The 26,319-nt window shown below is 70.3% G+C and carries 27 protein-coding genes; 13 read left to right on the top strand and 14 right to left on the bottom strand.

What is annotated here, in order from left to right:
- The first annotated feature begins 141 nt into the window (after positions 1 to 141).
- Positions 142 to 1,176, top strand: a complete 1,035-nt coding sequence (locus ACQPXM_RS32825) for a LacI family DNA-binding transcriptional regulator (RefSeq protein ID WP_432941054.1) — start codon at positions 142 to 144, stop codon at positions 1,174 to 1,176.
- Here the strand turns inward: ACQPXM_RS32825 and ACQPXM_RS32820 are convergent.
- Complete coding sequence (locus tag ACQPXM_RS32820; protein ID WP_432941052.1) at positions 1,079 to 1,849, bottom strand: hypothetical protein; 771 nt, start codon at positions 1,847 to 1,849, stop codon at positions 1,079 to 1,081. The genes ACQPXM_RS32825 and ACQPXM_RS32820 overlap by 98 nt on opposite strands.
- A 47-nt stretch (positions 1,850 to 1,896) precedes the next feature.
- Here ACQPXM_RS32820 and ACQPXM_RS32815 point away from each other — a divergent pair, with 47 nt between their 5' ends.
- Positions 1,897 to 3,408: a phospholipase D-like domain-containing protein gene (locus ACQPXM_RS32815; protein ID WP_432941049.1), complete on the top strand. Its 1,512-nt coding sequence runs from the start codon at positions 1,897 to 1,899 to the stop codon at positions 3,406 to 3,408.
- Positions 3,409 to 3,450: 42 nt separating this feature from the next.
- Here ACQPXM_RS32815 and ACQPXM_RS32810 read toward each other — a convergent pair whose 3' ends face one another.
- The gene (locus ACQPXM_RS32810; protein WP_432941046.1) at positions 3,451 to 3,912 is read right to left on the bottom strand and encodes an HIT family protein; all 462 of its coding nucleotides are present in this window, start codon (positions 3,910 to 3,912) and stop codon (positions 3,451 to 3,453) included.
- Between the two features lie 53 nt (positions 3,913 to 3,965).
- On the opposite strand from ACQPXM_RS32810, the gene ACQPXM_RS32805 reads away from it, so the two are divergent.
- Positions 3,966 to 4,988, top strand: a complete 1,023-nt coding sequence (locus ACQPXM_RS32805; protein ID WP_432941043.1) for a GNAT family N-acetyltransferase — start codon at positions 3,966 to 3,968, stop codon at positions 4,986 to 4,988.
- A gap of 55 nt (positions 4,989 to 5,043) precedes the next feature.
- On the opposite strand, the gene ACQPXM_RS32800 is transcribed toward ACQPXM_RS32805, so the two are convergent.
- The 3 genes from ACQPXM_RS32800 to ACQPXM_RS32790 are packed head-to-tail and all read right to left on the bottom strand — an operon-like array spanning position 5,044 to position 6,594.
- Positions 5,044 to 5,445, bottom strand: coding sequence for a VOC family protein (locus ACQPXM_RS32800; protein ID WP_432941041.1), 402 nt, complete (start codon positions 5,443 to 5,445; stop codon positions 5,044 to 5,046).
- Positions 5,446 to 5,486: 41 nt separating this feature from the next.
- The gene (locus ACQPXM_RS32795; RefSeq protein WP_432941039.1) at positions 5,487 to 6,056 is read right to left on the bottom strand and encodes a hypothetical protein; all 570 of its coding nucleotides are present in this window, start codon (positions 6,054 to 6,056) and stop codon (positions 5,487 to 5,489) included.
- Between the two features lie 55 nt (positions 6,057 to 6,111).
- Entirely contained in the window at positions 6,112 to 6,594 is a 483-nt protein-coding gene (locus tag ACQPXM_RS32790; protein WP_432941037.1) for a DinB family protein, read from the bottom strand.
- Positions 6,595 to 6,689: 95 nt separating this feature from the next.
- Here ACQPXM_RS32790 and ACQPXM_RS32785 point away from each other — a divergent pair, with 95 nt between their 5' ends.
- Positions 6,690 to 7,130 (top strand): hypothetical protein, encoded by a 441-nt coding sequence (locus ACQPXM_RS32785; protein WP_432941034.1) that lies wholly within the window; start codon positions 6,690 to 6,692, stop codon positions 7,128 to 7,130.
- Positions 7,131 to 7,167: 37 nt separating this feature from the next.
- Positions 7,168 to 7,587, top strand: coding sequence for a hypothetical protein (locus ACQPXM_RS32780; RefSeq protein WP_432941032.1), 420 nt, complete (start codon positions 7,168 to 7,170; stop codon positions 7,585 to 7,587).
- 111 nt (positions 7,588 to 7,698) lie between these two features.
- Here ACQPXM_RS32780 and ACQPXM_RS32775 read toward each other — a convergent pair whose 3' ends face one another.
- Positions 7,699 to 8,004, bottom strand: a complete 306-nt coding sequence (locus ACQPXM_RS32775) for a nucleoside triphosphate pyrophosphohydrolase (RefSeq protein WP_432941029.1) — start codon at positions 8,002 to 8,004, stop codon at positions 7,699 to 7,701.
- A 337-nt stretch (positions 8,005 to 8,341) separates the two neighbouring features.
- Here ACQPXM_RS32775 and ACQPXM_RS32770 point away from each other — a divergent pair, with 337 nt between their 5' ends.
- Positions 8,342 to 8,869: a DinB family protein gene (locus ACQPXM_RS32770; RefSeq protein ID WP_432941026.1), complete on the top strand. Its 528-nt coding sequence runs from the start codon at positions 8,342 to 8,344 to the stop codon at positions 8,867 to 8,869.
- Positions 8,870 to 8,881: 12 nt separating this feature from the next.
- On the opposite strand, the gene ACQPXM_RS32765 is transcribed toward ACQPXM_RS32770, so the two are convergent.
- The gene (locus ACQPXM_RS32765) at positions 8,882 to 9,712 is read right to left on the bottom strand and encodes a DUF427 domain-containing protein (RefSeq protein WP_432941024.1); all 831 of its coding nucleotides are present in this window, start codon (positions 9,710 to 9,712) and stop codon (positions 8,882 to 8,884) included.
- Between the two features lie 185 nt (positions 9,713 to 9,897).
- On the opposite strand from ACQPXM_RS32765, the gene ACQPXM_RS32760 reads away from it, so the two are divergent.
- Entirely contained in the window at positions 9,898 to 11,292 is a 1,395-nt protein-coding gene (locus tag ACQPXM_RS32760) for a sigma-70 family RNA polymerase sigma factor (protein ID WP_432941022.1), read from the top strand.
- A gap of 119 nt (positions 11,293 to 11,411) precedes the next feature.
- On the top strand, positions 11,412 to 12,047 hold the full coding sequence (locus ACQPXM_RS32755; protein ID WP_432941019.1) for a hypothetical protein: 636 nt from the start codon (positions 11,412 to 11,414) through the stop codon (positions 12,045 to 12,047).
- Between the two features lie 39 nt (positions 12,048 to 12,086).
- Here the strand turns inward: ACQPXM_RS32755 and ACQPXM_RS32750 are convergent, their stop codons facing one another.
- The 3 genes from ACQPXM_RS32750 to ACQPXM_RS32740 form a co-directional block, all read right to left on the bottom strand.
- A complete protein-coding gene (locus ACQPXM_RS32750) occupies positions 12,087 to 12,662 on the bottom strand; it encodes a hypothetical protein (RefSeq protein WP_432941016.1) in 576 nt (191 codons plus the stop codon).
- Positions 12,663 to 12,732: 70 nt separating this feature from the next.
- A complete protein-coding gene (msrA, locus tag ACQPXM_RS32745; protein ID WP_432941014.1) occupies positions 12,733 to 13,377 on the bottom strand; it encodes a peptide-methionine (S)-S-oxide reductase MsrA in 645 nt (214 codons plus the stop codon).
- An 87-nt stretch (positions 13,378 to 13,464) separates the two neighbouring features.
- On the bottom strand, positions 13,465 to 14,904 hold the full coding sequence (locus ACQPXM_RS32740; protein ID WP_432941011.1) for a PLP-dependent aminotransferase family protein: 1,440 nt from the start codon (positions 14,902 to 14,904) through the stop codon (positions 13,465 to 13,467).
- A 62-nt stretch (positions 14,905 to 14,966) separates the two neighbouring features.
- On the opposite strand from ACQPXM_RS32740, the gene ACQPXM_RS32735 reads away from it, so the two are divergent.
- Positions 14,967 to 15,641 carry a YczE/YyaS/YitT family protein gene (locus ACQPXM_RS32735; protein ID WP_432941008.1) on the top strand — a complete coding sequence of 225 codons (675 nt, stop codon included), beginning with the start codon at positions 14,967 to 14,969 and terminating at the stop codon, positions 15,639 to 15,641.
- Positions 15,642 to 15,661: 20 nt separating this feature from the next.
- Here ACQPXM_RS32735 and ACQPXM_RS32730 read toward each other — a convergent pair whose 3' ends face one another.
- Together ACQPXM_RS32730 and ACQPXM_RS32725 are read right to left on the bottom strand one after the other, a co-directional pair.
- Complete coding sequence (locus tag ACQPXM_RS32730) at positions 15,662 to 16,687, bottom strand: NAD(P)/FAD-dependent oxidoreductase (protein WP_432941005.1); 1,026 nt, start codon at positions 16,685 to 16,687, stop codon at positions 15,662 to 15,664.
- A gap of 126 nt (positions 16,688 to 16,813) precedes the next feature.
- Positions 16,814 to 18,973, bottom strand: a complete 2,160-nt coding sequence (locus tag ACQPXM_RS32725; RefSeq protein WP_432941003.1) for an MMPL family transporter — start codon at positions 18,971 to 18,973, stop codon at positions 16,814 to 16,816.
- 98 nt (positions 18,974 to 19,071) lie between these two features.
- Here ACQPXM_RS32725 and ACQPXM_RS32720 point away from each other — a divergent pair, with 98 nt between their 5' ends.
- Positions 19,072 to 19,644, top strand: a complete 573-nt coding sequence (locus ACQPXM_RS32720; protein ID WP_432941000.1) for a TetR/AcrR family transcriptional regulator — start codon at positions 19,072 to 19,074, stop codon at positions 19,642 to 19,644.
- A gap of 100 nt (positions 19,645 to 19,744) precedes the next feature.
- Here ACQPXM_RS32720 and ACQPXM_RS32715 read toward each other — a convergent pair whose 3' ends face one another.
- Together ACQPXM_RS32715 and ACQPXM_RS32710 are read right to left on the bottom strand one after the other, a co-directional pair.
- Positions 19,745 to 20,827, bottom strand: a complete 1,083-nt coding sequence (locus tag ACQPXM_RS32715) for a hypothetical protein (protein WP_432940997.1) — start codon at positions 20,825 to 20,827, stop codon at positions 19,745 to 19,747.
- Positions 20,828 to 20,835: 8 nt separating this feature from the next.
- Complete coding sequence (locus ACQPXM_RS32710; protein ID WP_432940994.1) at positions 20,836 to 21,417, bottom strand: hypothetical protein; 582 nt, start codon at positions 21,415 to 21,417, stop codon at positions 20,836 to 20,838.
- Positions 21,418 to 21,791: 374 nt separating this feature from the next.
- On the opposite strand from ACQPXM_RS32710, the gene ACQPXM_RS32705 reads away from it, so the two are divergent.
- The 3 genes from ACQPXM_RS32705 (at position 21,792) to ACQPXM_RS32695 (ending at position 26,263) form a co-directional block, all read left to right on the top strand.
- Positions 21,792 to 22,940: a cystathionine gamma-synthase gene (locus tag ACQPXM_RS32705; RefSeq protein WP_432951132.1), complete on the top strand. Its 1,149-nt coding sequence runs from the start codon at positions 21,792 to 21,794 to the stop codon at positions 22,938 to 22,940.
- Between the two features lie 530 nt (positions 22,941 to 23,470).
- Positions 23,471 to 24,946, top strand: coding sequence for a glutamate mutase L (locus ACQPXM_RS32700; protein WP_432940992.1), 1,476 nt, complete (start codon positions 23,471 to 23,473; stop codon positions 24,944 to 24,946).
- 30 nt (positions 24,947 to 24,976) lie between these two features.
- Positions 24,977 to 26,263: an AI-2E family transporter gene (locus tag ACQPXM_RS32695; RefSeq protein ID WP_432940989.1), complete on the top strand. Its 1,287-nt coding sequence runs from the start codon at positions 24,977 to 24,979 to the stop codon at positions 26,261 to 26,263.
- Positions 26,264 to 26,319 lie beyond the last annotated feature (56 nt).

Raw genomic sequence — 26,319 nt, 5'->3', positions numbered from 1 at the left:
GGCCTTCACCCGTCTCAACGACCCGCCGACCTACCAACCACCAGGACAACCTCCCTGGACATCACACCTAGGCCGCCGGGCCGATCGCACCGCGGGGCGGTAGGTTCGTCCTCCGGCAGAGGTCGACCCGAAGGCGGTGACATGGCCAGAGCGCCACGGCAGGCGGACATCGCCGCGGCGGCAGGGGTTTCGCAGACCACCGTCTCGCTCGTGCTGTCCGGCAACACCGACGGGCTGCGGCTGGCCGAGGCGACGCGGCAACGCGTGCTGCAGGCCGCCGAGAAGCTCGGATACGTGCCTGACCCGGTCGCCACTCGGTTGGCCTCCGCGAGCAACCGGATGCTCGGCGTCTACACCTTCGCCTCCGCGTTCCCGACCGCGGTGGACGGGTTCTACTACCCGATCCTGGCCGGCATCGAGGCCGAGGCGGCCGCGCTCGGCCAGGACCTGGTGCTGTTCACCGGCACCGGCGGACGCGGCGAACCGCCCGACCACCGGGCCGCGATCCGCCGGACCCGGATCGCCGACGGCTGCCTGTTCTTCGGCCGGCACGTCCCCGAGGAGCCGATCGACTGGCTGCTCGGCGTCGGCTTCCCGCTCGTGTACGTCGGACGCCGCGACGAGCTCGGCGGCCGGATCCCGTACGTCGGCGCGGACTACGTCGCTGCCTCGGCCGCCGTGATCGAGCGGCTGGTGGGCCTCGGGCATCGGCAGATCCGCTACCTGCGGTCCCCGGTGGACGCGCTGTCGTCGACCGATCGCGAGCAGGGCGTGCTCGCCGGGCTGCGAAAGGCCCGACTGCCCGTACGGCGGGCCGTCGTACGGGCGGATGGGGTGGATGCGGCGCTGATCAGGTCGTGGATGGACGAGGGCGTGACGGCTGTGGTGGTTGAGGAAACCGATACCGGAGAACTGTCAGCGGCTGCGTTGGCGGCGGTCGCGGCGGCTGGGGTGTCGCTGCCGGAGGATCTGTCGTTCGCCGTACTGGGGCAGCCTCGGGATCGGCCGGACGTGTCAGGTTTCGAGGTGCCGCGCTGGGAGTTGGGGCGGCGGGCGGTGCGGCTGCTGGTGGACCAGATCAGTGGGGCTCGGCGGTCGGATCAGCAGCTGCTGGAGTGTCGTCCGGTTGCGGGGTCGACGATCGGCCCGCCAGCGACCACTGCACGAAAACGGTGACCACGAGAACGCCCGCGGAGAAGGCGACGAACGGCAACTGCGGTTCCGGGAACTTCGGCGCGATCGCCGCGCTGAGCACGAGCAGCAGCGCGGCTGTTGCGCCCCGGCGCCGGGACTGCCCGGCGGTGCTCGGCAGCGGTCCGACCGACCGGTCCACCGCCGACGCGAGCGCGGCGAGACCGACGAAGCCGATCAGCGAGGCGCTGATCATGCCGGGTGGGCCGCCGAGAAGCAGGCTGACCAGGACCAGGAAGGTCAGCGTGCCGGCGCCGAGCGCGCCGACGACGAGGGCACTGGTCAGATGTGCGAACTTGCGCTGCCGGAGGTTGATCGCCTCGGCGGAGCGGATCACCCCGCCGGTCCGGAACAGGTTCTTGACCCACAGCGCCATCCCGGCGGCCACGACCAACGCGACGAGGACGCCGGTCACGGTGAGGACCGTCGTACGGGTCGGGGACACGAAGTCGTACACCTGCCCGTCGCCGAAGTCGCAGGTGGCGCTCGGCGGGAACCAGGACGTGTGCACCCTCGCGCCACCTTCGGACGCGTCGCCGACGGCCCGCGCGCAGTCCTCGCTCGGGTCGAACCAGTGCGGCAGCGAGGCCGACACCAGGAGCGACCACGCCATCGAGGCGGGAAGACCGAGGATCAGCAGCCAGTTCCGGGTGCGCATCGTGGTCAGCCTCTCATGGTTGCGGGCCGCCTGGGCACTGGGGACAGATGAAGCACGACTGGTTCCTGAGCACCACCGAGCGTGGCAATTCGGCCACGCAGATCGATCGGGACGGTGCCTGGACCGATGGCAACCTGGTCCGGCCGCTGGTGCACGGAGCGACGTACTTCCAGCGGCTGTACGAGGAGCTGTGTGGCCTGAAGAAGGGTGACCGGGTCTACTTCACCGACTGGCGAGGCGACCCTGACGAGGCGCTGATCGAGGACGGGACGTCGGTCGGCGAAGTGCTCTGTGATCTCGCGCGGGCCGGCATCGAGGTGCGCGGACTGCTCTGGCGGTCGCATTCGGACCATGTCAGCTTCAACGCGCAGGAGAACCAGCGGCTCGGCACCGAGCTCAACGAGGCCGGGGCCGAGGTGCTGCTGGACCAGCGGGTCCGGCGGCTCGCGTCGCACCACCAGAAGCTCTTCGTGATCCGGCACCGCGACGATTCGGCGGCCGACGTCGCGTTCGTCGGCGGGATCGACCTGTCGCACCAGCGACGCGACGACGCCGAGCACCACGGGGACCCGCAGCAGGCGCCGATGGATCCCCGGTACGGGTCGCGCACGCCGTGGCACGACGTCGCGGTGGAGATCCGCGGACCGGTCGTCGGCGACCTGCTGCGGTGCTTCGTCGAACGCTGGGACGATCCGCACCCGCTCGACCGGCGGACGCCGTACCGATTGATGGTGCAGCGGATGGCGCGGATGCCCCGGCACCCGTCGCCGTTGCCGGAGTCGTTCCCGGATCCGCCGCCGGCAGGACAGGCCACCGTCCAGGTGCTGCGGACCTACGCGCACAAGCATCCGGGCTTTCCCTTCGCGCCGAAGGGGGAGTACAGCGTGGCGCGCGGGTATCTCAAGGCGTTCGCGCGAGCGCGGTCGCTGATCTACATCGAGGACCAGTACTTCTGGTCTCGTGACGTGGCCCGGGCGTTGCAGGAGGCGCTCGACCGGTCGCCGTCGTTGCGGGTGATCGTGGTGGTGCCGCGCTTTCCCGACGCGGACGGGCGGTTCAGCGGGCCGCCGGCGCTGGACGGTCAGCGGCGCGCACTGGCGTTGCTGCGGTCGGACCGGATCGCCGTCTACGACCTGGAGAACGCTGCCGGGGTGCCGATCTACGTGCATGCGAAGGTGTGCATCATCGACGACGAGTGGTTCACCTGCGGGTCGGACAACTTCAACCGCCGCTCGTGGACCAGCGACAGCGAGCTGACCTGTGCGGTGGTCGCTCCTGACGTCGCGCGATCGCTGCGGGCCGAGTTGTGGGCGGAGCATCTGGGTGGGCCGCCCTCCCTGGATCCCGTCGAGGGCTTCGAGCAGTGGCGTCGTACGGCGTCCGCGCTGGACGCGTGGCACGCGGGTGGCCGGGTGGGAGAACGGCCTCCCGGGCTGATTCGTTGCCATCGGCCCGAATCTGTGCGCCGGTGGCAACGGGTCTGGGCCCGGCCGGTTTTCGATCTGGTCTACGACCCGGACGGACGGCCGCGCGCGATGCGCCGCCGTGGGCGGTACTGAGACCGCGTTGACAGGCCGGGCTCGTGGGAGGTCAGCCGCCCATCATCGCGTGAAGTAGGTCCGGAGTTTGCCGGCGTACGGGGCTCGTTGGGCCGCCGTGGCGTCGGTCGTGAGGTGCCGGGTGTTGTAGAGCAGGTCGCCGTCGTACCTGGGGAAGACGTGCACGTGGTAGTGCCAGGCGTCCTGGTAGCCGGCGGGTTCGTTGTGCTGGCGGGTGGAGACGCCGTCGCAGCCGTAGGTGCTGCGGATGGCGATCGCGACCTCACGGACCAGGTCGTGGACGGCGTGCCCGGCCGGGGACGGAAGGTCGTACAGGTTCTCGTGGTGGTCGGTGGGAACGACCAGGACGTGGCCCTGGTTGTTCGGCCACCAGCGGGACGCGACGAACGCCAGTGCTCCCTGGGTACGCCGTACAACGTCCTGCTGCGTGGTCAGCGCGTCTTCTCCGCCGGCCGCGAGGGTGCAGAACGGGCAGCGGTAGCCGGGTGGTTCGTGGTTGAACATGAAGGCTCCGGAACTGGGTTGCTTCGGCTGGTGGGGTCGGGTTGGGTTGTCGGGTGGACGAACTGCGGACAGTTGTGGTGGACGCCGGCGACGACCGGTTGGTCGAGGACTGGCGGGAGGTGCACAACGCGATCATCCCGACCGCGCCGCTGTCCGGCGACGACGTACGGGAACGGGCCGGGCGCAACCACCTCGAGGTCCTGTACGCCGGCGACGTCGCCGTCGGCTGCTCGACCGTGCGACCGCCCGACGACGAGACGACTGCCGTGACGGTGATCGCGCGCGTGCTTCCGGCGTACCGGCAGCGGGGGTACGGCGAGCGGCTGTACCGGCGCGGGCTTGCGAAAGCCGAGGAGCTCGGCGCGGAACAGGTCGAGACGATCGTGCTCGCCAGCAACGTCGAGGGGCTGCATTTCGCACAGCGGCGGGGGTTCGTGGAGTTCGAGCGGTATGTGCTGCCGGGGGACACGATCCCGTTCGTCACGCTGCGGCTCACCTCGCACAGCTGGCTGTCGGTCGCGGACCTGCAGCACGTCGAGGAGATCCGTGCGAACGCTTCGGCGTACGGCGACGTGCTGCACCACGCGCTCGAGGTGATCGCGTACGCGGTCGACGAGGGCGTCGGCGGTACGACGACACGGGCGCGGGTCGTGCTGCACGCGGACGGGTCGATCGAGGTGTCGGACGACGGGCGCGGGACCGCGACGCGGTTCGACGAGCACGGCGAACCGGTGGTGAAGCCGATCATGGCGACCCGCGACCTGCGCTTCTTCGGCGATCCGTCCGCGCCGACCCTGCCCGACGGACGTCCGCGGCACGGCATGTCGGTCGTCGTCGCGCTGAGCGAGTGGGCGATCCACACCAACCACCGCACCGAAGGCAGCTGGACGCGGCGCTACGAGTACGGCGTACCGCGTGGGCCGCTGGTGTCTCTTCCGGCGGCGCCGTCCACTGGTACGACGATTCACTTCCGGCCTGATCGGGAGCTTGTCGACGGTGAGCTCACGGTGGAAGCTCTGCGTGAGGCGTGCGCTGGCTTCGGGGTGGGAATCCCGATCGAGATCGTCAGCGCCTGACGGAGCCGGTCAACGTGGTCGTCGGGGACCTTGCCCGGGTGCTGATCGGCCGGGCTCACGTGTCCCGGGAGCTGAGCACGCAGAACTCGTTGCCTTCGGGGTCGGCCAGGACGGTCCAACTGGGGCCTTCGGGCTGGCCGACGTCGACGCGGCGTGCGCCGAGCTCGAGCAACCGGTTGATCTCGGCGTCGCGGTCCTGGCTGGTGTGCGGGGCGAAGTCCAGGTGCAGGCGGTTCTTCACCGTCTTGCCCTCCGGGACCGGGACGAACACGATGCCCGGGCCGATCCGCTCCCACGGCGTCTCGCGCATCACCGCTTCGTCCACCCACGACGGGATGATCACGCACTCGTCGTCGGTCTCGTAGATCAGTCGCCAGTCCAGCGCCGTCGCCCACCACCTGGCCTGGGCTTTCACGTCCGCGCAGTCCACGACCACGGAGTACCACCGCAACGCCATTTGTCCTCCTCGACTCGTTGCCCGCGATCCTGCCAGCAGCCTCAGACCAGGTCGAGCAGCTTCCTGGTCGGCGCCGAGCTGATCTTCCAGTCGGCGTACAGGCCGAGCACACCGTCCGCCGTACAGCGCAAGGCGATGTAGACCCATCCGAGCTCCCCGTCCATCCGCTCGGTGAACCCGACGGCGATTTCGAACTCCTCACCACCGCACGGGCAGACCGCCTCGCCGACCGCCCGGAGCTCGCCACCCCCGTGCGCCTCGCCGACCGCTCGCAGCTCGCCGCCCCCGCGCGCCTCGCCGACCGCTCGGAGCTCGCCGCCCCCGCGCGCCTCGCCGACCGCTCGGAGCTCGCCGCCCCCGCGCGCTTCGCCGAGCTCGCCGGCGCCAGGCGTCCGCTCGCCGCCGAGCATCGGGTCCACTCGCCCGCACCCCACGCACCGCCGCTCAGCAAATCCGTCCCCCAGCTCGACCGCGAACACCCCACCACCACACCGCCCACACAACGCCTGCACGACAACCCCGACCTGCCCCTGCGAACACGCCGCCAGATACGCCTCGAGATCTCCGGCCGACGATCCCTTCCACCACGGGCTGTCCCGCTCGATCACCATCCGCAGAGAATGCCAGCCCGGCGCCGCTCGATCCTCCCGCCGGGCCGCGACTCGCTCACAGATCGTCCGGCCCCAGCCCCACCTCCCCGTTGATCAGCTCCCGCGCCGCGTCGAGATGCCCGAGATGCCGCGCGGTCTCCTCGATCATGTGCAGCACCACCACCCGCAGATCCGCCGGCTCCCGCCCGGACCCGTGCACTCCGATCGGTGCCTTCGACAACGAAGTCGACGCCAGTACGGCGTTCGCCCGCGCGATCTGCTCGCGATAGAAGGCGAACACCACGTCCGGCGCCTGCGACGTGGACAACGGCCCACTGCCGTCGTCGTCCCAGGGCAACGGATCCGCCGTCCCCAACGCCACCTCTTGGAACCAGTGCCGCTCCGCATGCCCGAGGTGCTCGACCATCCCCAACGGCGTCCACCCCGACGGCAGCACCGCCTTCAGCAGTTGCGCGTCGTCGAGCCCCGCGAGGACCTCGAACACCCGCTGCCGCTGGGCATCCAGGAACTCGACCAACAGGCGATCCGCTGCGTCCATACTGCAAACTGTTCCACCCGCCATCGACAAAACCCGGTGCCGGATACGTGCCGGGCAACGATGATCGACTCGTGCAGATCCCGAGCTGGTCCGACGTGGCCGACATTTTCTCAGAGGACGACGACGCGCTGCTGGACATCTACGTGTTCGGCACGACCTGGCAGGACTGGGACAAAGCAATCGCAGCCGTCAGGTCCCAAGGCTGGCCGGTCGGCTTCAACTCGACCGGCCGACCGTTGCCGCCGGACGTACGCGAGATCTTCGCGCTGACCGACGAGCTTTCCGTCAGCCTGTCGATTCACCCCGTCGCGGCTCTGCGGATCCCCACGCACTTCTTCGCCGAGGACGAGATCGAGTTCGACCTGTCGCCGACGGACGTGCGGGGTCAAGTGGAGCTCGACGCCTTGTGCACCTTCCTCCGGGTGGTCGCGCGAGCGGTGGACAAGCCGATCGTCCTCACGCCTGAGAGTCTCCCGGCGCAGCACCTTCTGGCCTATGACCCCGCGACGGACGCTTTCGCCGTAGGGGTGTCGTGAACGGCTGCGCCGATCTTTCTTGCTGGATGATGTGCGGATGCGTATCCGTTCGTCCGAGCTGCCGGACTGGTTGCCGGGTGCCTTCACTGGTGTTCTGTTCGGCGCCGCGGCCGTTGCCTTCGTCAAGTACGACGGCGCGGGGTGGATCGAAGCAGCGGGCTGGGGACTGGCGGCCGGGGTCGTCTTCGGCGCCGTCATGGGCCGGTGGGGTGCTCGCTGGAGCCGGACGATGCACACGGCCACGGCGGATCTCCCGCCGGACCAGGTCAAGCTCGCCCACCGCGCGGCAGCCGGAGGACCGGTGCCCGAGGATCCCCGGATCCGATCGGTCGCCCTCGACATCGCGATTGCTCAGCAGGCGATGGAGCCTCGCGGGCGTTCCCGTGTCTTCCTGCTGGTGATGGCGCCGGTGATCGCGGTCTGGTCCCTCTACGGCGCGATCACCGCACCACCGTGAAACCTGGTCTTCCTCCCGGCGCCCGTGCTCATGGCCTACAGCGCCTGGATCACTCCGCGGCGTACTCAGCGCCGGATCGACCTGCTCTCGCAGTCGAACAGCTGACGACACTCAACCGGTCCACACGACGCGCTCCGCGAAAGCACCGCGGGCCTCGGCCTTCGCGGAACGGACCCGCTCCAGGTCCTCCACGGCGTACCCGAGATCCCTGGTCAGCGCGTGCACGACCTCCACCACATCGGCCAACTCCTCGAGGGCATCCGCGTCGTCACCCGCGCCGAGGAACTCTTCGACCTCCTCGGCCAACTTGTCCCGCAACCGCTGTCGATACTCGTCCGGGCCGGCGCGGTAGACGACCGCCTCGTCGCCGTTCGCACGGATGATCTCGGCTATCCGGTCCCGCACCAGTTTCCGCATGGCGCCTATTCCAGCAGGTAGAGCACCTCGACGACCGCTCGCCGCCCAGCAGTCGTGGTCGGCGGTTCGGCCGGCGTACTTCCGTCGTCTCGAGCCACATCACGACCAGCGTCCCGGCGGACGTCCACCACTGACCAACCTCGCGCACCGAGCCTGTCCCACGCTCGATCACGCTTCCGAGAGGCCGTTTCAGCGGCCTTGGTGGGTGGTGGACGTCCGCCAGCCCGAGCTCTCACAACCGATTCCAGTCCCGGCAGACGTCCGCCATGCCTGCATGATCTCAGAGGGGTTCGAGAAGAGGTCAGAACCTGGCCGCTACCAGCCCTACGCTGGTCGTATGACGACGAACGAGAACCTGACCGGTGAGCGGGCCGACATCCTCGACTTCCTCGCGAAGCACCGCTACTTCCTGCGGCACACGGCCGAGGGCCTCACCGACGAGCAGGCGAACACGCGGAGCACGGTCAGCGCGCTGACGGTCGGCGGGCTGATCAAGCACGTCGCCGCGACCGAGAAGCACTGGGCGGAGTTCGCCCGGAACGGCGGCGGCGAGGGAGTGCCCGAGGAGGTCGAGTTCACCCCCGAGGTGATCGCCCAGTGGGAGAACCAGTTCCGCCTCACCGAGACCGAGACGCTGGCCGGCGTACTGGCGGAGTACGAGAAGGTCGCCGCGGAGACCGACGAGCTGGTCAAGACCCTCGATCTCGACGCCAGCTACGAGCTCCCGGCCGCGCCCTGGCAGCCGCCGGGCGTCTTCTGGACGGTACGCCGGGTGTTCCTGCACATCGTCGCCGAAACGGCCCAGCACGCCGGCCACGCCGACATCATCCGCGAGACGATCGACGGCCAGAAGACGATGGGCTGAGCGCCGGTTACGTCAGCCGTCGTCCTTCAGGCCGAAACGGTCGCGGAACAGGGCGGCGGCCGGCGACCCCGCCTGCTCGCGGCGCTGCCCGTCCACGAACACGTCGAGCTTGTCGTCGAGAAAGGCGATCAGCCCGGCGAGCTGGGTGACCCCGTCGAGGGGCTCGGGGTAGCTCCAGGCCAGATCGGTGTAGCCGGCCGCGGAGAAGTACGACGCCCTGCCCTTGTAGGCGCATTCGGTCGTGCGCTCGGTCGGCGTCAGCTCGACGAGCACGTCCTGCGGCGGCAGGTAGTAGCGCATCGGCAGATGCGTCTCGAACACCAGCACCGGATGCTTGCTCTCGGCAATCACCACCCCGTCCGCCTCGAGCCGCACCGCCCGCGAACTCGGCCGCGCGTCGACCCGGTGATAGGGATCCCGCGGATGCGCCACCAACCGCTCGTCCTCCCCGAACCACCCGTCGAACGCCCAGAAATCCAGGACGACGTACTCGCCGAGGTCCCCGTCCTGCGGCCGAAACCCGACCCCAGGGAACCGCTTGCCGTCGACAATCAGATCAACGGCCTCGCCCGCACACGAGTGCGCCACGAACGGCGTCCCAGGATCAAGAATCCGCTCCGGAGCGTCCATCGACTCCACCGTCGACGGCGCCAGCTCGCCCCGCAGATCCCCCACCGGTACGGCGTACGAAGGCACGATCCGCCGCGGCTCCCACACCAGCATCGCCCGAGTCGTGTCCGCGACCTCGACATCCCCGTCGGTGACCCGCACCCGCATCTCGGTCGGCTCGTGCCGCAGCAGCGGAAGACTCCCGAACATCACATCCTGCAGCTTCGTGCTCATCTTCGCAGCGTAGGTTCGAGCCGCCCGGAGCGATACCCCACAGCTGCGGCCTCGCGGAATCCGCCGGTAACGCTTGCCGTGTTCGGTGGGCCTCTAGAGATGTGAAGGAGAACAACGTGCGGCTGGGCGGGGACCTTGTCGGACTCGCCCGTGCCGCAAGAGAAGGGGACGAGGCATCCCGGGACATGATGATGGCAGCAGCCCGGCCGCTGATGGTGCGATGGGCCGCCCGGCTGGTCGACGATCCAGCGATCGCCGAGGACGTCGTCCAGGAGGCGCTGATCGAGGTGCACCGCACCGTCGCCGACCTCCGCGAACCCGAAGCCGTAGCGGCCTGGCTGCATCTGGCCGTGCGCAAGCACGCCGACCGGCACCGCCGCCGGCGCCGACCGGAGCTCGTCCTCGACGTGGACCTGCACGGTGAGCAGGAATCACCCTCCAGCGATCCAGCAGACGTCGCCGAGTGGTCCGAAGATCGAGCCCTGGTACGGCGCGCACTCGCCTTGGCCAAGGACTCCGACCGCTTGCTCCTGATGCTGCGCTACTACGGCGGCTGGCCGGAAGCCGATCTCGCCGTCCTGCTCGGCATCCGCCCGGGAGCAGTGCGCAAGCGCCTGTACGACGCCCGCCGCCGACTACGCGGCGAACTCGCCGACCAGTCCTCCGTCACCCCGCTCGTCGCCGCGACCGACCCTTGGGAGAAGCTCATGACCGATGTCCGCGCCTTGCTCGGCGCCATGTACGACCTCGACGACCCGATGCCCGCGTTGCCACCGGGCAGCCCACCGCTGACTCGTCCGGAGTCACCGGGCCGGTTGGCCACCGGGATCAAAGTCCTGGACACGCTCGTGCCGCTGCCACGCGGTGGAGTCGTGGACGTGTCCGGTCCAGTGGGCACAGGTCATCTCGTGCTCGTCGCCGAAATCCTCCACAACCTCGCGGCCGCAGGTTCCGCCGCCCTCGTCGCCGTCGCTTGTGCCGAATGTTCTCCGACTGGCGTATCGGCCCGGCTGTGGAAGCTCCTCGACGCCCAGGCCCCGGCCGCCGCGCAGACCGCTGTCGTCTGTGCCCCGCCTGGACGCGAAGCCGAGGCGGTGTCCCTGGCGGGACGACTCGCTGCTTGGCTGGCTCACGGCGGTACGACGGTGCTGTTGGCCGTCGACGAGGTCGTGGCGCAGCGGACCGGCCCCGGGCTGTTCGCCAACACCGTCGGCCTTTGCGCCAACGGTCCCGGCGCGGTGACCGGCGTACGCGTCGCAGCCCATGCCGTCGACGCAGGACCCGTCGAGCCGTGGCCCGGCGCGGACGCTGAAGTCCGGCTGGGCACCGCCGAGATGATCGCCGGACAACTCCCGGCCGTCGACGTCCTCGCCTCTCACTCCACACTCCTCGACGGCCCCGCCCTGTCGCCCGAGGACCGCGCCGCCGCCCAAGAGGCCCGCACGCTGCTCGCCCGCGCCGCCAGCATCCGCGCGTACCTCACTCAGCCCCTGCAGGTGACACAACCGGCCACCGGAATCCCAGGCGAGGCCGTCCCGGCCGAGGAAGCGCTCGCGGGCCTGGGCCGCTTGCTCGCCTGACCCAGGGGACCCACGGTGGACCGGGTTCGATGTGGTCCTTCGGGCTTGATCCGAATGAGCGTACGACGAGGCGCTCGCTGAGTTCGACCGGCTCGCTCGACACTGGTTATGGTGCTGGGGTGGGCAGGCACGAAGTCGTTCCGGCGGATCGAGCCCGTACCTTGATCGCTGCGGCTCTGCAGCCGATCGTCGGGGACTTCGAGCATGTTCGTGGGCTTGTCTGGACCACGTGGTTGTCGGACGGGATCCGCGCGGTGATCCACGTTCAGGCTTTGAAGGGCGGGCAGTTCGACATCACGTACGGCGTCAGCTGCCATTGGGTGCCGCACCGAGTCGGCGAGACGTACCGCTGGCATCGGACGCTCAAGCAGACCCGCCGGGATCTGTGGGTGGACCACTTCACCGCGGATGCCGAACCCCGGCAGTGGATCTCGACTCTTGAGGGCGAGAAGCAGCTACGACGCCAAGCCGACAAGGCTGTTCGGCAGGTGACGAACGCCGCGGCAGCCTGGTGGGCCGCCACCCGGACCGAGGCCGGCGTGCTCGCCGAAGCGAACCGGCAGGCTGCGCACGCATTCGACATCCACGAACCCCGAGCCCGTTTCGTCGCCGCCTTCACGCACGCCCGACTGGGCGACCTGGTTGCAGCCCAGCGTCAACTCGCACTCGTTGTCCCCACCTCGCAGGCTGACCACCTCGACGCACTGACCGGCAAACTCTCCGAGATCGTCGCTGAGCGTCCGTCCACGCGGTAAGCCCCGGCGACAGACCTTGTAAGGCCGGGTACGCAGCGGCTACACGCCCTGGCCGGTAGCCAACTCGAACCGGAGGCGGTCGCCGACACCGACAGACGTCGTCTCGTCGAGGTACTGCCGAGTCGACCGGGTGAGGAATCGGAGCTCAGGATCCGTGACCTCCCGGTGCGGCGCTTGCAGGTCGTCGGTGCGGTCGGACGGGGCTTCGGCGCGGAGCCAGTCGGCCACGGTGGCGGCCTGGTTTCGGACGGCGTTCCATCGGGCGCGGGTCAGAGGGCCCATGGAGGCCTCGATCGTCGTGACCACCTGGGACGGCGTCTCCGGCCAGGAGCACCAGTTGCTCACGGCCTCGATCAGGGTCAGCGTGAGGGCCTGGTCGAGGTTGGGATGCAGATCGGCAGCGGCCAGGGCCTCTTCGGTGATCGCGAAGGCAGTCAGCACCGGGGTCGCGTCGCCCTGGTCGATCGCTGGGCACAGCCGGTGCTCGGCGAGGTGCCTGAACTGCGCCTCGGTCGTGGGAGCGTCGGCCAGCGTCGGCCGGAACCATCGCAGCTTCCGGGACAGGCGTCGGAGGACGAGTTCGGTCGGATCGGCCGGGCGGCGGAAGAGGCTCACCGGCGAACCTTAGAGCAAAAAACGAGCCGAGGACCCCACCCAACGGTGGAGCCCTCGGCCTGCCGAAAGATCAGGCGTCAGCCGGGAACGGCACGCCCGTGTTGCTGTGGCAGCGGTAGCCGTTCGGGTTCTTCGCCAGGTACTGCTGGTGGTAGCCCTCGGCGTAGTAGAACGTCGACGCAGGCGCGATCTCCGTGGTGATGTCGCCGTAGCCGCGGGGCTTGATGACGGGGGCGTAGAGGTCGCGGGTGCGCTCGGCCTCGGCGCGCTGGTCGTCGGTGGTGTAGTAGATCGCGGAGCGGTACTGGGAGCCCAGGTCGTTGCCCTGGCGCATGCCCTGGGTCGGGTCGTGGGTTTCCCAGAAGACCTTCAGCAGGTCGGTGAAGGTGGTCTTGGTGGGGTCGTAGACGACGCGGACGGCCTCGGTGTGGCCGGTGCCGCCGGTGCAGACCTCCTCGTACGTCGGGTTGGGGGTGTACCCGCCCGCGTAGCCGACCGCCGTGGTGTAGACGCCGGGCTGCTGCCAGAAGATCTCCTCGGTGCCCCAGAAACAGCCGGTGCCGAACCAGACCTCGGCGAAGCCCTCGGGCGCCGGCGCCGTCTGCGGCGTACCGAGCACGATGTTGTCGGCCGGGACCGCGTAGCCGGGCTCCGGGCGGCCGGGCAGGGCTGCCGACGGCTCGACCAGAGCGGTGTTGCGCTTGAAGAACGACATCTCACGCCTCTCGCAGAATGACTTTCATAGTCTCCCAACACGGAGCCGGAGGCGAACCTTCCCGGCGAGGATTACGCCGCGATGACGTCACGCGATCAACGCCGTACGCCGGGCCGCCGGACCCCGCTCGGTCAGTTGCCCGTACGACGCCGCCAGCAGCTCGACGCTGTGACGCAGCGTGTCCGGGTCCTGCGTGTACGGCAACCGCATGAACGTCTCCAGCCCACCCTCCGGCGAGAACCGCGACCCCGCCACCAGCAGTACGCCGTTGCGCTGCGCCACGCCCACCAGCGAGGACCCGACCGCCGCCGGCAGCTCGCACCACATCGACAGCCCGCCGCCGGGCAGCGTGAACTTCCAGTCCGGCAGCACCGACCGCAACGCCGAGGCCAGCGCGTCCCGCCGCTCCCGCAGTCCGGCCCGACGCTCCGGCAGGATCTCCGAACGATCCCGCAGCAGCCGCGCGACGACCAACTGCTCGAGCACCGGCGCCCCGAGGTCCATCGACGCCCGCGCGTCCAGGATCCGCGCGACCAGCGGCTCCGGAACCCGCAGCCAGCCGATCCGCAGCCCGCCCCAGAACGACTTGCTCACCGAGCCGACCGTGATCACTCCGGCCGGGTCGAACGCGGCGAACGGCGGCGGCATCTCCTGCCCGTCCAGCGCCAGCTCGTACAGGGTCTCGTCGATGATCGCCGTCGTCCGGCTGCGGGCGAACGCGATCGCCAGCCGCTGCCGGTCCGCGGCGGGCATCAGCCGGCCGGTCGGGTTCTGGAAGTCGACCACCAGCCAGGCGGCCCGCGGCGCGGTCTGCCGGATCGTTGCCTCCAGCAAGGGTAGGTCCCAGCCGCCGGGACTCATCGGCGCGGCCACCACCCGCGCGCCGCTGCGCCGGATCGCGTCGACCGAGTTCGGGTGGGTCGGGCTCTCGGTCAGCACCCGATCGCCGATCTGGGTCATCGCCCGGATCGCGATCGACGTCGCCGCCAGCGCTCCGGCCGTGACGATGATCTGGTCCGCGGACGTCGGCAGCCCGCGCGCCTCGTACGACGCGGCGATCTCCTCGCGCAGCGCCGGCAAGCCCTGCGGGTGGTACCCGGGTGTCGCTAGGTGGTGCGGCAAGTCCTCCAGCGCCTCGGCGACCGCCGTACTGATGCCCGGTACGGCGGGCGACGCGGCGCAGGTGAAGTCGTACAGCCCGTCGGTGTCGATCCCCGGCGCGTGATGCCGGCCGAGCTCCGGCTCGATCCGCGACGGCAGCGCGGTCACACTGCCCGAGCCGCGCCGGCTGGTCAGATAGCCACGATCGCGCAACTCCCGGTATGCCGAGGCGACGGTCGTCCGGCTCACCCCGAGCGCGTCGGTCAACTCCCGCTCACTCGGCAGCCGCGAGCCCGGCATGATCCGGCCGTCCGCGATCAGCAGCCGGAGCCGTTCCGCGAGCGCCCGGTACGCCGGTCCGCCGGTGTCCGACCACGCGCCGAGCAGGCCGGTCAGGGTGCTTGCGGGAAGCTGTTGCCCAGTCATGCAGTCCACTATTGCGCAATTGGCTATCGATCACCAGGCCACTGGAGCGGAAACTGGAGTGTGTGACCGCCACCGCAGAATCCACCCCACCCCGCACGCTCGCCGCGCTCAACCCGATCGAGCAGCTCCGGGCCGGCCGCCTGCCGCGCCGCCTGGTCCAGCTCTACGTCGGGCTGATCCTGTACGGCGCCTCGATGGGCTTGATGATCGAGAGCCACCTCGGCCTCGACCCGTGGGACGTGCTGCACTCCGGCATCACCGCGCACCTGCCGCTGACCTTCGGCACGGTGGTGATCGCGATGAGCTTCGTCGTCCTGCTGCTCTGGATCCCGCTGCGGCAGTGGCCCGGGCTCGGGACGATCAGCAACGCGATCGTGATCGGCCTGGTCACCGACCTGTCCCTGGCGCTGCTGCCGACGCCGGACACGCTGTGGGTGCGGATCCTGTTCCTCACCATCGGCGGCATCGCGCTGAACGCCCTGGCCGGCGCGCTCTACATCGGCGCCCAGTTCGGCCCGGGCCCACGCGACGGGATGATGACCGGTCTCGTCCGCCGTACCGGTCTGAGCGTGCGGCTGGTCCGCACCAGCATCGAGGTGACAGTGCTCGCCGTCGGCTGGCTGCTCGGCGGGGTGGTCGGCCTCGGCACCGTCGCCTACGCCCTGGCGATCGGTCCGCTCGTCCACATCCTGCTGCCGATCTTCACCGTCCAGCTCCCGCACCGCGTGAAGTCCTAGACACCGGCGACACCCGCAGGTCAGCCGAATCGAGCCGGCCGGCACCCCTGCAGCTCGGGCGCGGGCCGGCCAGTGAGGATCTCGGACGCGGCGAGCCTGCCGACGGCGGCGGCCAGGGTGATCGCCGAATGCATCACAGCGACGTACAGGCCCTGGGTGCCGGGCGGTACGCCGATGATCGGCTCGCCGTCGACGGGCATTGGTCGCCAGCCGATCTCGACCGAGACGACTTCCGCGTCGCCGGCTCCGCTGAACGCGGCGGCGAACCGGTCACGAACGCGCTCGGCGGTCGCGCGCAGCGCAGCCTGATCGGTCTCACCGCTGTACGCCGTGGGTGCGAGGACCGTGCCGTCGTCGAGTTGCCGGGCCTCCAGCGAGGACGTCGCGACGATCGACCGGACCAGGCCGGGCTTCGCGCGCAGCCGGACGAGGATCGCCGGCGACGGTTCGACAGGCAGGGTGACGCCCATCCCGGCGCAGAGGGCGACGCTGCCGGTCCCGGCAGCCAGTACGACGGTCGTCGCGGGAACGGGGCCGGCGGTCGTCCGTACGCCGGTGATCGTCCCTGCCTCGTGGTCGAGGGCGATCGCCGGCGTCCCCGGCAGCAGCCGCGCTCCTCGCTCGCGTGCGGCCGCGGTCAGGACTTCGACCGCTGCGACCGGATCGAAAGCCCCGTCCTCAGGGCTGTGCGTGGCCTCGGCCGGGGGATCGAGCAGGTGCGGCTCGAGTGCCGGGACGTTGTTGGTGCTCGGCCCCGGCGTGGCGTCGAACCCGTCCCAGTTCAGCGAACCCGTCCAGCGGATCGACAGCGCGGGAAGCTCCGCCTCCAGTCGCCGGTAGTCGTCGAGCGCGAGGTAGCGCAGGGGCGCCGAGGGCAGGTCGCTGGTGACCGGTCGTCCGATCCACGCGAAGGAAGCCTGGGTGGCGCCGGAACCGGGCAGGCCGGCGTCGATCAGCGTGACCGGTCGCCCCTGCCCACTGAGGTGGTAGGCCAGCGACGCACCGACGATGCCGGCGCCGACCACGACAATGCTGGGATCCGTCATCCCGTTGTTCTAGCAAAGCGGGCATCGTCGCGACACCGAATATCCACACCCAGAACGCAGCACAGCCCGGACCACGTTCGGTCCGGGCTGTGCTGTGCAGGACCCCTCAGCCTGCAGACTGTGTGGCTAGCCGACCGGCTCCAGCGCGCGCTCTTCCTCGGCGGGCCGCTGGTTCTTCAGCTTGCGCGGCCACCAGGCCCTGGTCCCCAGCAGCGCCGTCACGCTCGGCACCAGGAAGATCGACATCACGAACGCCGAGATCGCGATCCCGACGGCGACCGAGAAGCCCATCTCGGTCAGCAGGGCCATGCCGGCCAGCATCAGCGACGAGAACGTGCCGGCCAGGATCAGCCCGGCCGCCGCGACGGACGGGCCGCCGTGCTCGATCGCCAAGTCGGCCGAGGTGCGTGGATCGGTGCCCTGCTCGGCCTCCTCACGCAGCCGGGCGATCATCAGGATGTTGTAGTCGGTGCCGATGGCAACAACGAACAGGTAGAGCATGATCGGCAGCGAGAACGACACCCCGGCGTGCCCGGCGGCGCCCTGGAACACCAGCACCGTCGCGCCGGTCGTGCTGAAGAAGCTGAGCACCACTGCGATCATCAGCACCAGCGGCGCCAGCAGACTGCGCAGCAGCAGCGCCAGGATGACGGCGATCAGGCCACCGGCGACCGGGAAGATCACCGCCAGGTCGCGGCTGTTGGCGTCCCGGATGTCGGTGTAGCTCGCGGTCACGCCGCCGAGCAGCGTCGTCGTACCGGCCGGGGCTTCGGCGTGGGCCGTGTCCTTCAGGGCGCCGTCGACCAGGTCGAGGGACTGTGCCGCGTACGGCGCGCCGTCCAGTACGACGTTGATCTGGGCAACGGTCTTGTCCTGGTTCAGCAGCGCGGGGGAGCCGTCGGCCGAGGCGGGCAGGATCGCTCCGACGCCGTCGACCGCCGCGAGCTTGCCGGCGTACTGCTTGAGCTCGGCCGGGTCGAGCGGGCTGCCGTCGGTGCTCTTCACGTAGACGGTGGTCGGGTTCAGCGCGCCGGCCGGGAAGCCGGTCTGCAGATCCTTGATCGCGCGGGCCGACTCGGTGTCGTCGGGCAGTTGGGCGAACGCGTCGTAGTCGATCTTCATCCCGAGCGTGCCGAGCGCCAGCGCGACCATCAGGCCGCCGGAGATCGCCGCGACCACGGCCGGGCGGCGGGCGGTGAACTGGCCGAAGCGCTTGAACATCGCGCCCTTCGGCGCCTTCTGCCACGACTTCGACGGCCAGAACACCTTCGGGCCGAGCAGCGCGACCACGGCGGGGATCAGCGTGATCGCCGCGAACGCCATCACCGCGACAGCGATCGCCAGGCCCGGGCCGAGGCTCTTGAAGCCGCCGAACACCGCCAGCAGCAGCGCGCTGAACGACACCACGATCGCGCCGGCCGCGGAGACGATCACCTCGGCGACCCGGCCGGCCGCGGTGATCAGCGCCTGCTTCGGCTCCTCGCCGGCCCGCAGGCGTTCGCGGTACCGGAAGAGCAGGAACAGGATGTAGTCGGTGCCGACGCCGTACAGCACGACGGTCAGGATCGTCTGCAGGTCCTGGGTGACCTGCAGGTCGAACGCCTTGGCCGCGAGCGCGATCAGGCCGGGTGCGATCGCGCTGACCAGGCCGACGGTGAGGATCGGCAGCAGCGCCGCGACCGGGCTGCGGTAGATGAACAACAGCAGGCCGATGATCAGGACGACGGTGGCGATGCCGACCACGACGAACGCGTTCTCGAAGGCGTCCTGGTTGTCCAGGAACAACGCGGCGTCGCCGGTCACGCCGTACTCCAGGCCGCTGTCGGCCAGCGCCGAGCCGGTCACGTCGCGGACCTTCTGGACGGCGTCGAGCACGGCCTGGTCCTCGGCCAGACCCTTCAGGCCGACGCTGACCAGCTGGACCTGCTTGTTCGGCGAGAGGGCCTGGGGGCCGGTGACCGCCGCGGTGACGCGCTCGATCTTCGCGTCGTTGATGGATTTCGCCAGGCCGGCCACTTCGGCCTGGTCAGCCGCGGACAGCTCACCGCCGCCGGACCGTTTGACCACGATGCTCGCGGTCGCGTCGTTGGTCTGGCCGAACGCGTCGGCCGCCAGCTTCTGCGCCTGCACCGACTCGTAGGAGTCGGGCAGGAAGCTCGCCTGGTCCTTGCTGGTGACGTCGGCGAGCGTCGGCGCGAAGGCGAGCACGGCGACCGCCGCGATCACCCAGGCGGCGATCACCTTCCACGGGTGGTGGACGACGAACCGTCCGAGTCGGTTGAACACGGGACCCCTCCTGCCTACCGGACGACCGATCTCTACCTGCCGGTCGGTTGGTAGACTACCTGCCGCACGGTAGGCTGGCCAAATGAGAAAGTGGTGACATGCAGCAGGCGCGCGACACCAAGGCGGAGATCCACCGGGCGGCGCTCGAGCTGTTCAGCGGGCAGGGGTACGAGAAGACCAGCCTGCGGGAGATCGCCGAGCAGGTCGGCATCACCAAGGCGTCGCTGTACTACCACTACTCGTCGAAGCAGGAGCTGCTGAAGGCGATCATCGGCACGTTCTTCGACGACATCAACGCGGTGTTCGAGCGGATCGAGACCACGCCGTGGTCGCTGGCGGTCGAGCAGGAGCTGCTCAGCGAATACCTGGACGTGGTGATCAAGCACCGGGGGACCGGCCCGACCCTGCTGCGCGACATCGCGGCGGTCCTGGCGGCCTTCGGGGACGACCTCGACGACCTGATCGCCCGCAGCCGCAACTTCCAGTCCTGGCTGGCCGGCCCTGACCCCGAGCCCCGCGACCGGGTGATCGCCTCCGCCGCGGTCGAGGTGGTCGGCGCCGTCCTGTCCTCAGGCCTGGAACCCGCCCAGCTCAGCGACGCCGAGCTCCGCCAGACCCTGCTGGAAGCCGCCACCGCCGTACTGTCCGGGCGCCGCAACATCCCGTCCTGAAGGGTCGCGGCATCGTGTCCTGAGCGGCGCGACATCCCTGCCTGAAAACACAGCGGGCGAGCCCGAGCAGTTGCTCGGACTCGCCCGCTGCTGATGTAGCTCAGTCTCGGCTCGGACCGCTCTGGCTCGGGCCCTCCTGCTTGCGGTGCTGAGCGGGCTTCTGCTGGCCGGTGGCCGCCGACTCCTGGCCGGTCGGTGCCGTGGGGGAGTGGATCCCCGACGGTGGTGCGACGCCGGTCAGCGCCGAAGCCATCGCCTGGGACGCCTCCAGGTTGCGGTCGCCGGCGACGGCTTGCCGGCCTTCCGCGGTCTGCTGCGGGGTGCCGGTCTGCTTGGTGTCGTACTGGTTCTCGATGTACGCCGCGAGCGCCGCTGCCTTGGCCGGGCGCTGCTCCTCGGGCGAGGCGAAGTAGTCGGCCGCGAGCTGCGCCATCACCAGTTCGGGCTTCTGCAGCTTCTGGTCGGGCGAGAGCGTCGGGTCCATCCGGGCCGCGGCGAGACCGGCCAGAGCCGCGCTGGCCTTCGCCGCGCCCTTGCTGATCTGGTGGTTGACGAAGGCCGCGGACCGGTCGTACTTGTCACCGACCCAGGCCGCCGACTTGTCGACCTTGTCGTCCACCCACTGCTCCACCGGTGCGAGCTTCTCGTCGACCCACTGCTGCACGGGCTCGGCCTTCTCGTTGACCCAGTTCTCGGCCCGGACGGCCTGGACCTGGGCCCACTGGTTGGCGGCGCTCAGGCCCTCGCGGCCCTTCGACCACGCCCAGCGGCCGCCCGCGGCGATTCCCCGCGCGGCACCGCGCGCCATCGCCAGGCCGGCGTCGCGGGCGAGGCTCACGGCCGTGTCGCGCGCCTGGACGACGGACTCCCGCGTCGGCATGCTCAGTCCACGCGACTGCTCGGCCCGGTGCCGGCCACCCTGCGTCTGGTTGAGCGCACGGTCCGTACCGGCCAGGCGCTGCGCGAGCTGGCTCAGCCGGGACATCGTGTTGCGAATCCCGCGGATGCACCGGGCGACGCCGTTGATGATCGGGCCGACGGACGCCGCGACCCGGATCACCCGGCCCAGGGCCTGCTGCTCGCGGGTGCTGAGCGCGGACAGCGAGCGGGCGGCGCCGTCCACGTCACCGGGCGTCCACGGCGTCAGTCCCCGACGCTCGGGTCCTTCGTTCGGTGTGCTCATCGGATCTCCTAGTCGATGTAGACCGCGTAGTTGACGCCCACCGCCGGAGTCAGCGGGTCTTTGGTCGGCTTGTTGCTGAACAGGTGGAACTGCGCGCCCGGCCGCACCCAGACGGCCAGGTGCCGCCGGTCCGCGCCGGCGCCCGGGCCCCACGCGTCGAGGAAGTCGGGATCGGTCTCGTCGCCGAGGTAGTCCGGTTCGCCCCAGTGCTTGCGGGCCAGCGCGAGGTGCGCGGGCCAGTGCTCGTCGAGCCCGGCCTCCGCCTCGGCGATGTCGTCCGGCCCGATCTGGTACGCCGACCAGCCGGAGTTGCGGCAGTCGGAGAACACCAGCCCGTCGAACACCACCATCGTCGTCCCGCGCCGCGTGGTGAACCCCCACGACGCCGACCCGTCGTCGATCGTCTCGCCCGGCTCCAACGGCCACGGCGTCCACCCGGTCGCCGCCATCACCCGGTTCACCAGCGCCGTCACCACGGCCGGACCGGTCGCGTCGCTGTCCGGACCCGCTACCGCCGTCCAGTCCCGAACCTCGGCGAAGTCGGCCATCGCCAGGTCGTCCTCGTCCAGCGCCCTGTCCTGCGTCTTCATCCGCATCCCTTTCACTAACCCCTGGCGCGGCCTGCCCGGCAAACCTAGGCCGAAACCAGGGTCAAAACCCCCCGCACAAGAACAGACCGACAAGGAGAGCACAAGAACACCCCAATGAGGAGGGCGCCACCACAACCCGACAAGGAGGGCACAAAGGTCATGGGGCCTCCCGATCTGGACTGAGGAGGGAGGGAGCGCAGCGACCGACCGACGAGGGAAGATCGGGAGACAAAGCCCCATGACCACGCCGAGCCGAAGGCGAGGCCAATAACACAGCGACGGCTGGTTTCCCGACGGCTGGATCCGCGAGGCCCGGATCACCGACGGCTGGTTCAGGCCCCAATAAGACCAACACGTACATTGGTCCGGTGGACATGAGCAACCAGTACGGCTTCGAGACACTCGCCATTCACGCCGGCAACGAGCCCGACCCGACCACCGGCTCGGTGGTTCCCCCGATCTACGCGACCAGCACCTACAAGCAGGACGGTGTCGGCGGGCTGCGCAACGGCTACGAGTACTCCCGGTCGGCGAACCCGACCCGGACCGCGCTCGAGGAGTGTCTGGCCGCGATCGAGGGCGGCAAGCGCGGGTTCGCGTTCGCCAGCGGTCTGGCCGCGGAGGACACGCTGATCCGGTCACTGTGCGTGCCGGGCGATCACGTGGTCTTCCCCGACGACGCGTACGGCGGCACGTTCCGGCTGTTCTCGAAGGTGCTGGGCAACTGGGGTGTCGAGATGACGCCGGCCGCGGTCACCCACCCGGAGGCGATCCGGGCCGCGATCCGCCCGGGCAAGACCAAGGTGGTCTGGCTGGAGACCCCGACGAACCCGCTGCTGAACGTCGCGGACATCGCGATCGTCGCGCAGCTCGCGCACGACGCGGGCGCGCTGCTGGTGGTCGACAACACGTTCGCTTCGCCGTACCTGCAGCAGCCGCTGGAGCTCGGTGCGGACGTGGTCGTGCACTCGACGACGAAGTACATGGGCGGCCACTCGGACGTGGTCGGCGGTGCGCTGATCGTCCGGGACGCGGAGCTGGCGGACAAGATCGCCTTCCACCAGAACGCGATCGGCGCGGTCGCGGGGCCGTTCGACTCCTGGCTGGTGCTGCGCGGGATCAAGACGCTCGGGGTCCGGATGGACCGGCACAGCGACAACGCCGAGAAGGTGGTCGAGTTCCTGCAGCGCCACCCGGCGGTGACCACGGTGCTGTACCCGGGCATCGAGGGTCACCCCGGCCACGACACCGCCGCCAAGCAGATGAAGCGGTACGGCGGGATCGTGTCGTTCCGGGTCACCGGCGGCGAACAGCACGCGCTGGACATCTGCAACAAGGCCGAGGTGTTCACGCTCGGGGAGTCGCTCGGCGGCGTCGAGTCGCTGATCGAGCACCCGGGCAAGATGACGCACGCCTCGGTGGCCGGCACCCCGCTGGAGGTTCCGGCCGACTTGATCCGGCTCAGCGTCGGCATCGAGACCATCGACGACCTGCTGCACGACCTCGACCGCGCGATGGGGTGAGCCGGGCCGCGGTGTGACTCGTTGCTGACGTCGCGAGTCGCGCCGTCGTTCCCGGTGCCGGGCGAGGCCGGCGGCGATGCGGCCGGTGAGGTCGCGGGAGCTGAGGCTGCGGCGGCCGGAGGAAAGCGGAGTAAGCAGAGCACCTGGGGGTTGGCCAGCGCCCGGGCGTTTCCGCCTACTCTGCTTGGCAGGATCCGCCAGCGATCCCCAGGTCCAGGACCGGCTGCTGCCCGACGAACTGCAGGTTGTCGTCCCACAGCCGGGTCAACGGCACCGCCCCCGGCACCCGCGCCGACGCCTACTCCAGGCAGCGACGTACGGGTGCCTGCCGCGGCAGTCCAGCTCCCCGGGGGCAGGGCGGGTCCGCACCGACCGCGTGAAGTCGTTTCTCCGCGCGGATCTCGTAGTCCGGCGTGTCGACGGTCGCGACGGCCAGGGTCGCTGGGCCGACGTCCACCGCGTACGTCGTACCGTGTCGGTGAGTGGGTGGCGGGTGCTGGTGGCGGCGGTTGCTGATTGGGCGGTGTGGGATGGGGCTGGTGGTGGCGGTCGACTTCGGGTCGACGTTCACGAAGGCGATCGTGGTCGACGCGGGGTCGGGCGACCTGGTGGCTCGGGCCGAGCATCGGACCACGATCGGCACCGACGTGCTGGATGGGTGGTTTGCTTGCCGTGAGCAACTGCTTGCGGTGGACCGTGGCGTGCGCCAGGCCGAGGTGCTGGCCTGCTCGTCCGCGGGCGGCGGGCTGCGGATCGCCGTGGTCGGCAACGAGGAGCTGGTGACGGCCGAGGCCGGTCGTCGGGTCGCGTTGTCGAGCGGCGGTCGGGTGGTCGCCGTGGTGAGCGGCGGGCTGACGGCGTCGTCGGTGAAGGCGTTGCGGGCGGAGAAGCCCGACGTGGTGCTTCTGCTGGGCGGGACCGACGGTGGGAACTCGGCGGTCCTGACCGGCGCGGCCGGGGTTCTGGCGAAGTACAAGTGGCGCAAGCCGGTTGTTGCGGCGGGCAACGTCGACGCGCGCGACGAGGTGGCCGGTCTGCTCGCCGCGGGGGGAGTGCCGTCGGTGCTCGCGGACAACGTGGTGCCGGAGATCGGGGTGTTCGCGCCGGACTCGGCGCGGGCGGCGATCCGGGAGATGTTCCTGGCGCACGTGATCGGCGGCAAGAACCTGTCGAAGGATCCGGCGTTCGCGCGGATGGTGCGGGCGGCGACGCCGGACGTCGTGCTGCGGGGCGTCGAGGTGCTCGCGCGGTTGCACGGTGACGTCGCGGTGGTGGACATCGGCGGCGCGACCACCGACGTGCACTCGGTGATCGAGCTGGACCCCGAGGACGCGAACCTCGGACGCGAGGTGGTCGCGACGCACCCGGTGACCCGGACGGTCGAAGGCGACCTGGGGATGCGCTGGAGCGCGATCCCGGTGGTTGCGGCGGGCGTCGAAGCAGGGTTGATCGAGGCGGCGACCGGCGCCGGCGCTTCGCGCGGCGCAGACGGCGACGGCGCAACGAGCGGCGCAGACGGGGCCGGAGCATCAAGCGCCTGGGCACCGGCTGACTCGGACCTGGCCGAGGCCGCGCGGCGGCGGCACGCGGACCCGGCGTACCTGCCGGACGGTCCGCAGGAGGCGGCGTACGACGAAGTGCTGGCCCGAGTGGCGGCGACGGTGGCGTTGCGGCGGCATGCGGGGCGGCAGCGGGTGGTGTTCGGGCCGGGCGGGCGAGTGGTCGAGCGGTCCGGCAAGGATCTGCGCGAGGTGGACCTGCTGGTCGGGTCCGGGGGAGTGCTGCGGCACAACGGGCCCGAGGTGGCCGAGCGCATCCTCGGCTCCGTCGCGGTCGGCGCGCAGGAAGAGGGCTGGCTGGTTCCGTCCGGCGCCCGGGTCTGCGTGGACCAGGACTACGTGCTGGCCGGGGTCGGTCTACTGGCCGAGACGAACCCGGCGGCGGCCGAAGGTCTTGCGCGCCGAGTCGGTGCCGACATTCATGGAACGGTCTCCACGGGGCACTAGGGTCGGGAACCGAGACCCTGGGGAGGTGCCATGAGCAATCCGGACCAGCCGGAACGGGGAGAACCGGTCGGCGTACCGGACGTCGGGCGGGACGCGCCGAGTCCGGTCGCCGACAACGAGGTGGTCGACCAGACGAGCCCGACGGTCATGGACGACGACTCAGGTGAGCACCACCTCGTGGTGGCCTCCAGCCGCGGCCGGATCGACACCGGCGTCACGCCCGGCATGCAGATCGCCAGCGCGTGGGCCTGGCGGTTCCTGGTGGTCGTCGCGGCCGGTCTGGTGGTCGCCTACGCGATGCGGTACCTGTCCGAGGTCGTCGTCCCGGTGACGGTCGGAGTCCTGCTCACCGCCCTGCTCGTCCCGATCACCAACGCGCTGCAGAAGCTGAAGATCGCCCGCGGGCCGGCGGCCGGCATCACCGTGCTCGCCACGCTCGTGGTGGTGGCCGGGCTGCTGACGCTGGTCGGCGCGCAGATCGCGACCCAGTTCGAGAATCTGTCCACCCAGGTCGGCGAGGGCGTGCGGGAGTTGCGCGACCTGGCCCGGATCAACCTCAACGTCACCGACGCCGACATCACCGACGCGCTGAACCGGCTGCGCGACACGGTGATGTCCGGCGGCGCGATCGGCCAGCGGGCCGCCGAGGTCGGGACCACCGCCACGCACGTCGTCGCGGGCCTGTTCATCTCGCTGTTCTGCCTGTTCTTCTTCCTCTACCAGGGCGACCAGATCTGGGCCTGGCTGGTCCGGCTGTTCCCGCTGCAGGCGCGCGAGAAGGCCGACTCGTCCGGCCGCAAGGCCTGGGTCTCGCTGACCGCGTTCGTCCGGGCGACGATCATCGTCGCCGCGGTGGACGCGATCGGGATCGCCCTCGGCGCGGCCATTCTCGGGCTGCCACTGGTCAGCGCGATCGGCATCCTGGTGTTCGTCGGGGCGTTCGTGCCGGTGGTCGGCGCACTGGTCAGCGGGATCGTCGCGGTCCTGGTCGCACTGGTTGCCAAGGGCCCGCTCGTCGCGGTGATCATGCTCGCGGTGGTGATCGGCGTCCAGCAGCTGGAGGCCCACGTCCTGCAGCCGTTCCTGCTCGGCCGCGCGGTCAGCGTGCACCCGCTCGCGGTGATCCTGGCGATCGCGACCGGTGTGATCATCGCCGGCATCGTCGGTGCCCTGGTCGCCGTACCGACCGCGGCGGTGCTGAACACGATCATCAACCACCTGGCCGGCAACGACGTCGATCCGGAACCCCCACGACCGTTGCCCCGCAGACCACCCAGACGCCGTCCCCCGGCCGACGCTCCCGTCACCGACGCCTGACCGTACGCCGGCCAGGGGACCGCCAGGCAAGAGCGACGATCCGCTCAACACACGCG

It is taken from the genome of Kribbella sp. CA-253562, assembly GCF_050942265.1.
GTDB lineage: Bacteria > Actinomycetota > Actinomycetes > Propionibacteriales > Kribbellaceae > Kribbella.
This window is presented reverse-complemented; position numbering and strand designations above follow the sequence as displayed.

What these genes read in the sequence shown, in the direction of transcription:
- ACQPXM_RS32800 (WP_432941041.1), bottom strand. Translation starts at nt 5,445, where the DNA reads ATGGCGTTGCGGTGGTACTCCGTGGTCGTGGACTGCGCGGACGTGAAA.
- ACQPXM_RS32790 (WP_432941037.1), bottom strand. Translation starts at nt 6,594, where the DNA reads ATGGACGCAGCGGATCGCCTGTTGGTCGAGTTCCTGGATGCCCAGCGG.
- ACQPXM_RS32700 (WP_432940992.1), top strand. Translation starts at nt 23,471, where the DNA reads ATGGGGCTGGTGGTGGCGGTCGACTTCGGGTCGACGTTCACGAAGGCG.
- ACQPXM_RS32825 (WP_432941054.1), top strand. Translation starts at nt 142, where the DNA reads ATGGCCAGAGCGCCACGGCAGGCGGACATCGCCGCGGCGGCAGGGGTT.
- ACQPXM_RS32770 (WP_432941026.1), top strand. Translation starts at nt 8,342, where the DNA reads ATGACGACGAACGAGAACCTGACCGGTGAGCGGGCCGACATCCTCGAC.
- ACQPXM_RS32765 (WP_432941024.1), bottom strand. Translation starts at nt 9,712, where the DNA reads ATGAGCACGAAGCTGCAGGATGTGATGTTCGGGAGTCTTCCGCTGCTG.
- ACQPXM_RS32760 (WP_432941022.1), top strand. Translation starts at nt 9,898, where the DNA reads ATGATGATGGCAGCAGCCCGGCCGCTGATGGTGCGATGGGCCGCCCGG.
- ACQPXM_RS32795 (WP_432941039.1), bottom strand. Translation starts at nt 6,056, where the DNA reads ATGGTGATCGAGCGGGACAGCCCGTGGTGGAAGGGATCGTCGGCCGGA.
- ACQPXM_RS32775 (WP_432941029.1), bottom strand. Translation starts at nt 8,004, where the DNA reads ATGCGGAAACTGGTGCGGGACCGGATAGCCGAGATCATCCGTGCGAAC.
- ACQPXM_RS32810 (WP_432941046.1), bottom strand. Translation starts at nt 3,912, where the DNA reads ATGTTCAACCACGAACCACCCGGCTACCGCTGCCCGTTCTGCACCCTC.
- msrA (WP_432941014.1), bottom strand. Translation starts at nt 13,377, where the DNA reads ATGTCGTTCTTCAAGCGCAACACCGCTCTGGTCGAGCCGTCGGCAGCC.
- ACQPXM_RS32705 (WP_432951132.1), top strand. Translation starts at nt 21,792, where the DNA reads ATGAGCAACCAGTACGGCTTCGAGACACTCGCCATTCACGCCGGCAAC.
- ACQPXM_RS32820 (WP_432941052.1), bottom strand. Translation starts at nt 1,849, where the DNA reads ATGCGCACCCGGAACTGGCTGCTGATCCTCGGTCTTCCCGCCTCGATG.
- ACQPXM_RS32710 (WP_432940994.1), bottom strand. Translation starts at nt 21,417, where the DNA reads ATGAAGACGCAGGACAGGGCGCTGGACGAGGACGACCTGGCGATGGCC.
- ACQPXM_RS32695 (WP_432940989.1), top strand. Translation starts at nt 24,977, where the DNA reads ATGAGCAATCCGGACCAGCCGGAACGGGGAGAACCGGTCGGCGTACCG.
- ACQPXM_RS32715 (WP_432940997.1), bottom strand. Translation starts at nt 20,827, where the DNA reads ATGAGCACACCGAACGAAGGACCCGAGCGTCGGGGACTGACGCCGTGG.
- ACQPXM_RS32815 (WP_432941049.1), top strand. Translation starts at nt 1,897, where the DNA reads ATGAAGCACGACTGGTTCCTGAGCACCACCGAGCGTGGCAATTCGGCC.
- ACQPXM_RS32730 (WP_432941005.1), bottom strand. Translation starts at nt 16,687, where the DNA reads ATGACGGATCCCAGCATTGTCGTGGTCGGCGCCGGCATCGTCGGTGCG.
- ACQPXM_RS32780 (WP_432941032.1), top strand. Translation starts at nt 7,168, where the DNA reads ATGCGTATCCGTTCGTCCGAGCTGCCGGACTGGTTGCCGGGTGCCTTC.
- ACQPXM_RS32740 (WP_432941011.1), bottom strand. Translation starts at nt 14,904, where the DNA reads ATGACTGGGCAACAGCTTCCCGCAAGCACCCTGACCGGCCTGCTCGGC.
- ACQPXM_RS32720 (WP_432941000.1), top strand. Translation starts at nt 19,072, where the DNA reads ATGCAGCAGGCGCGCGACACCAAGGCGGAGATCCACCGGGCGGCGCTC.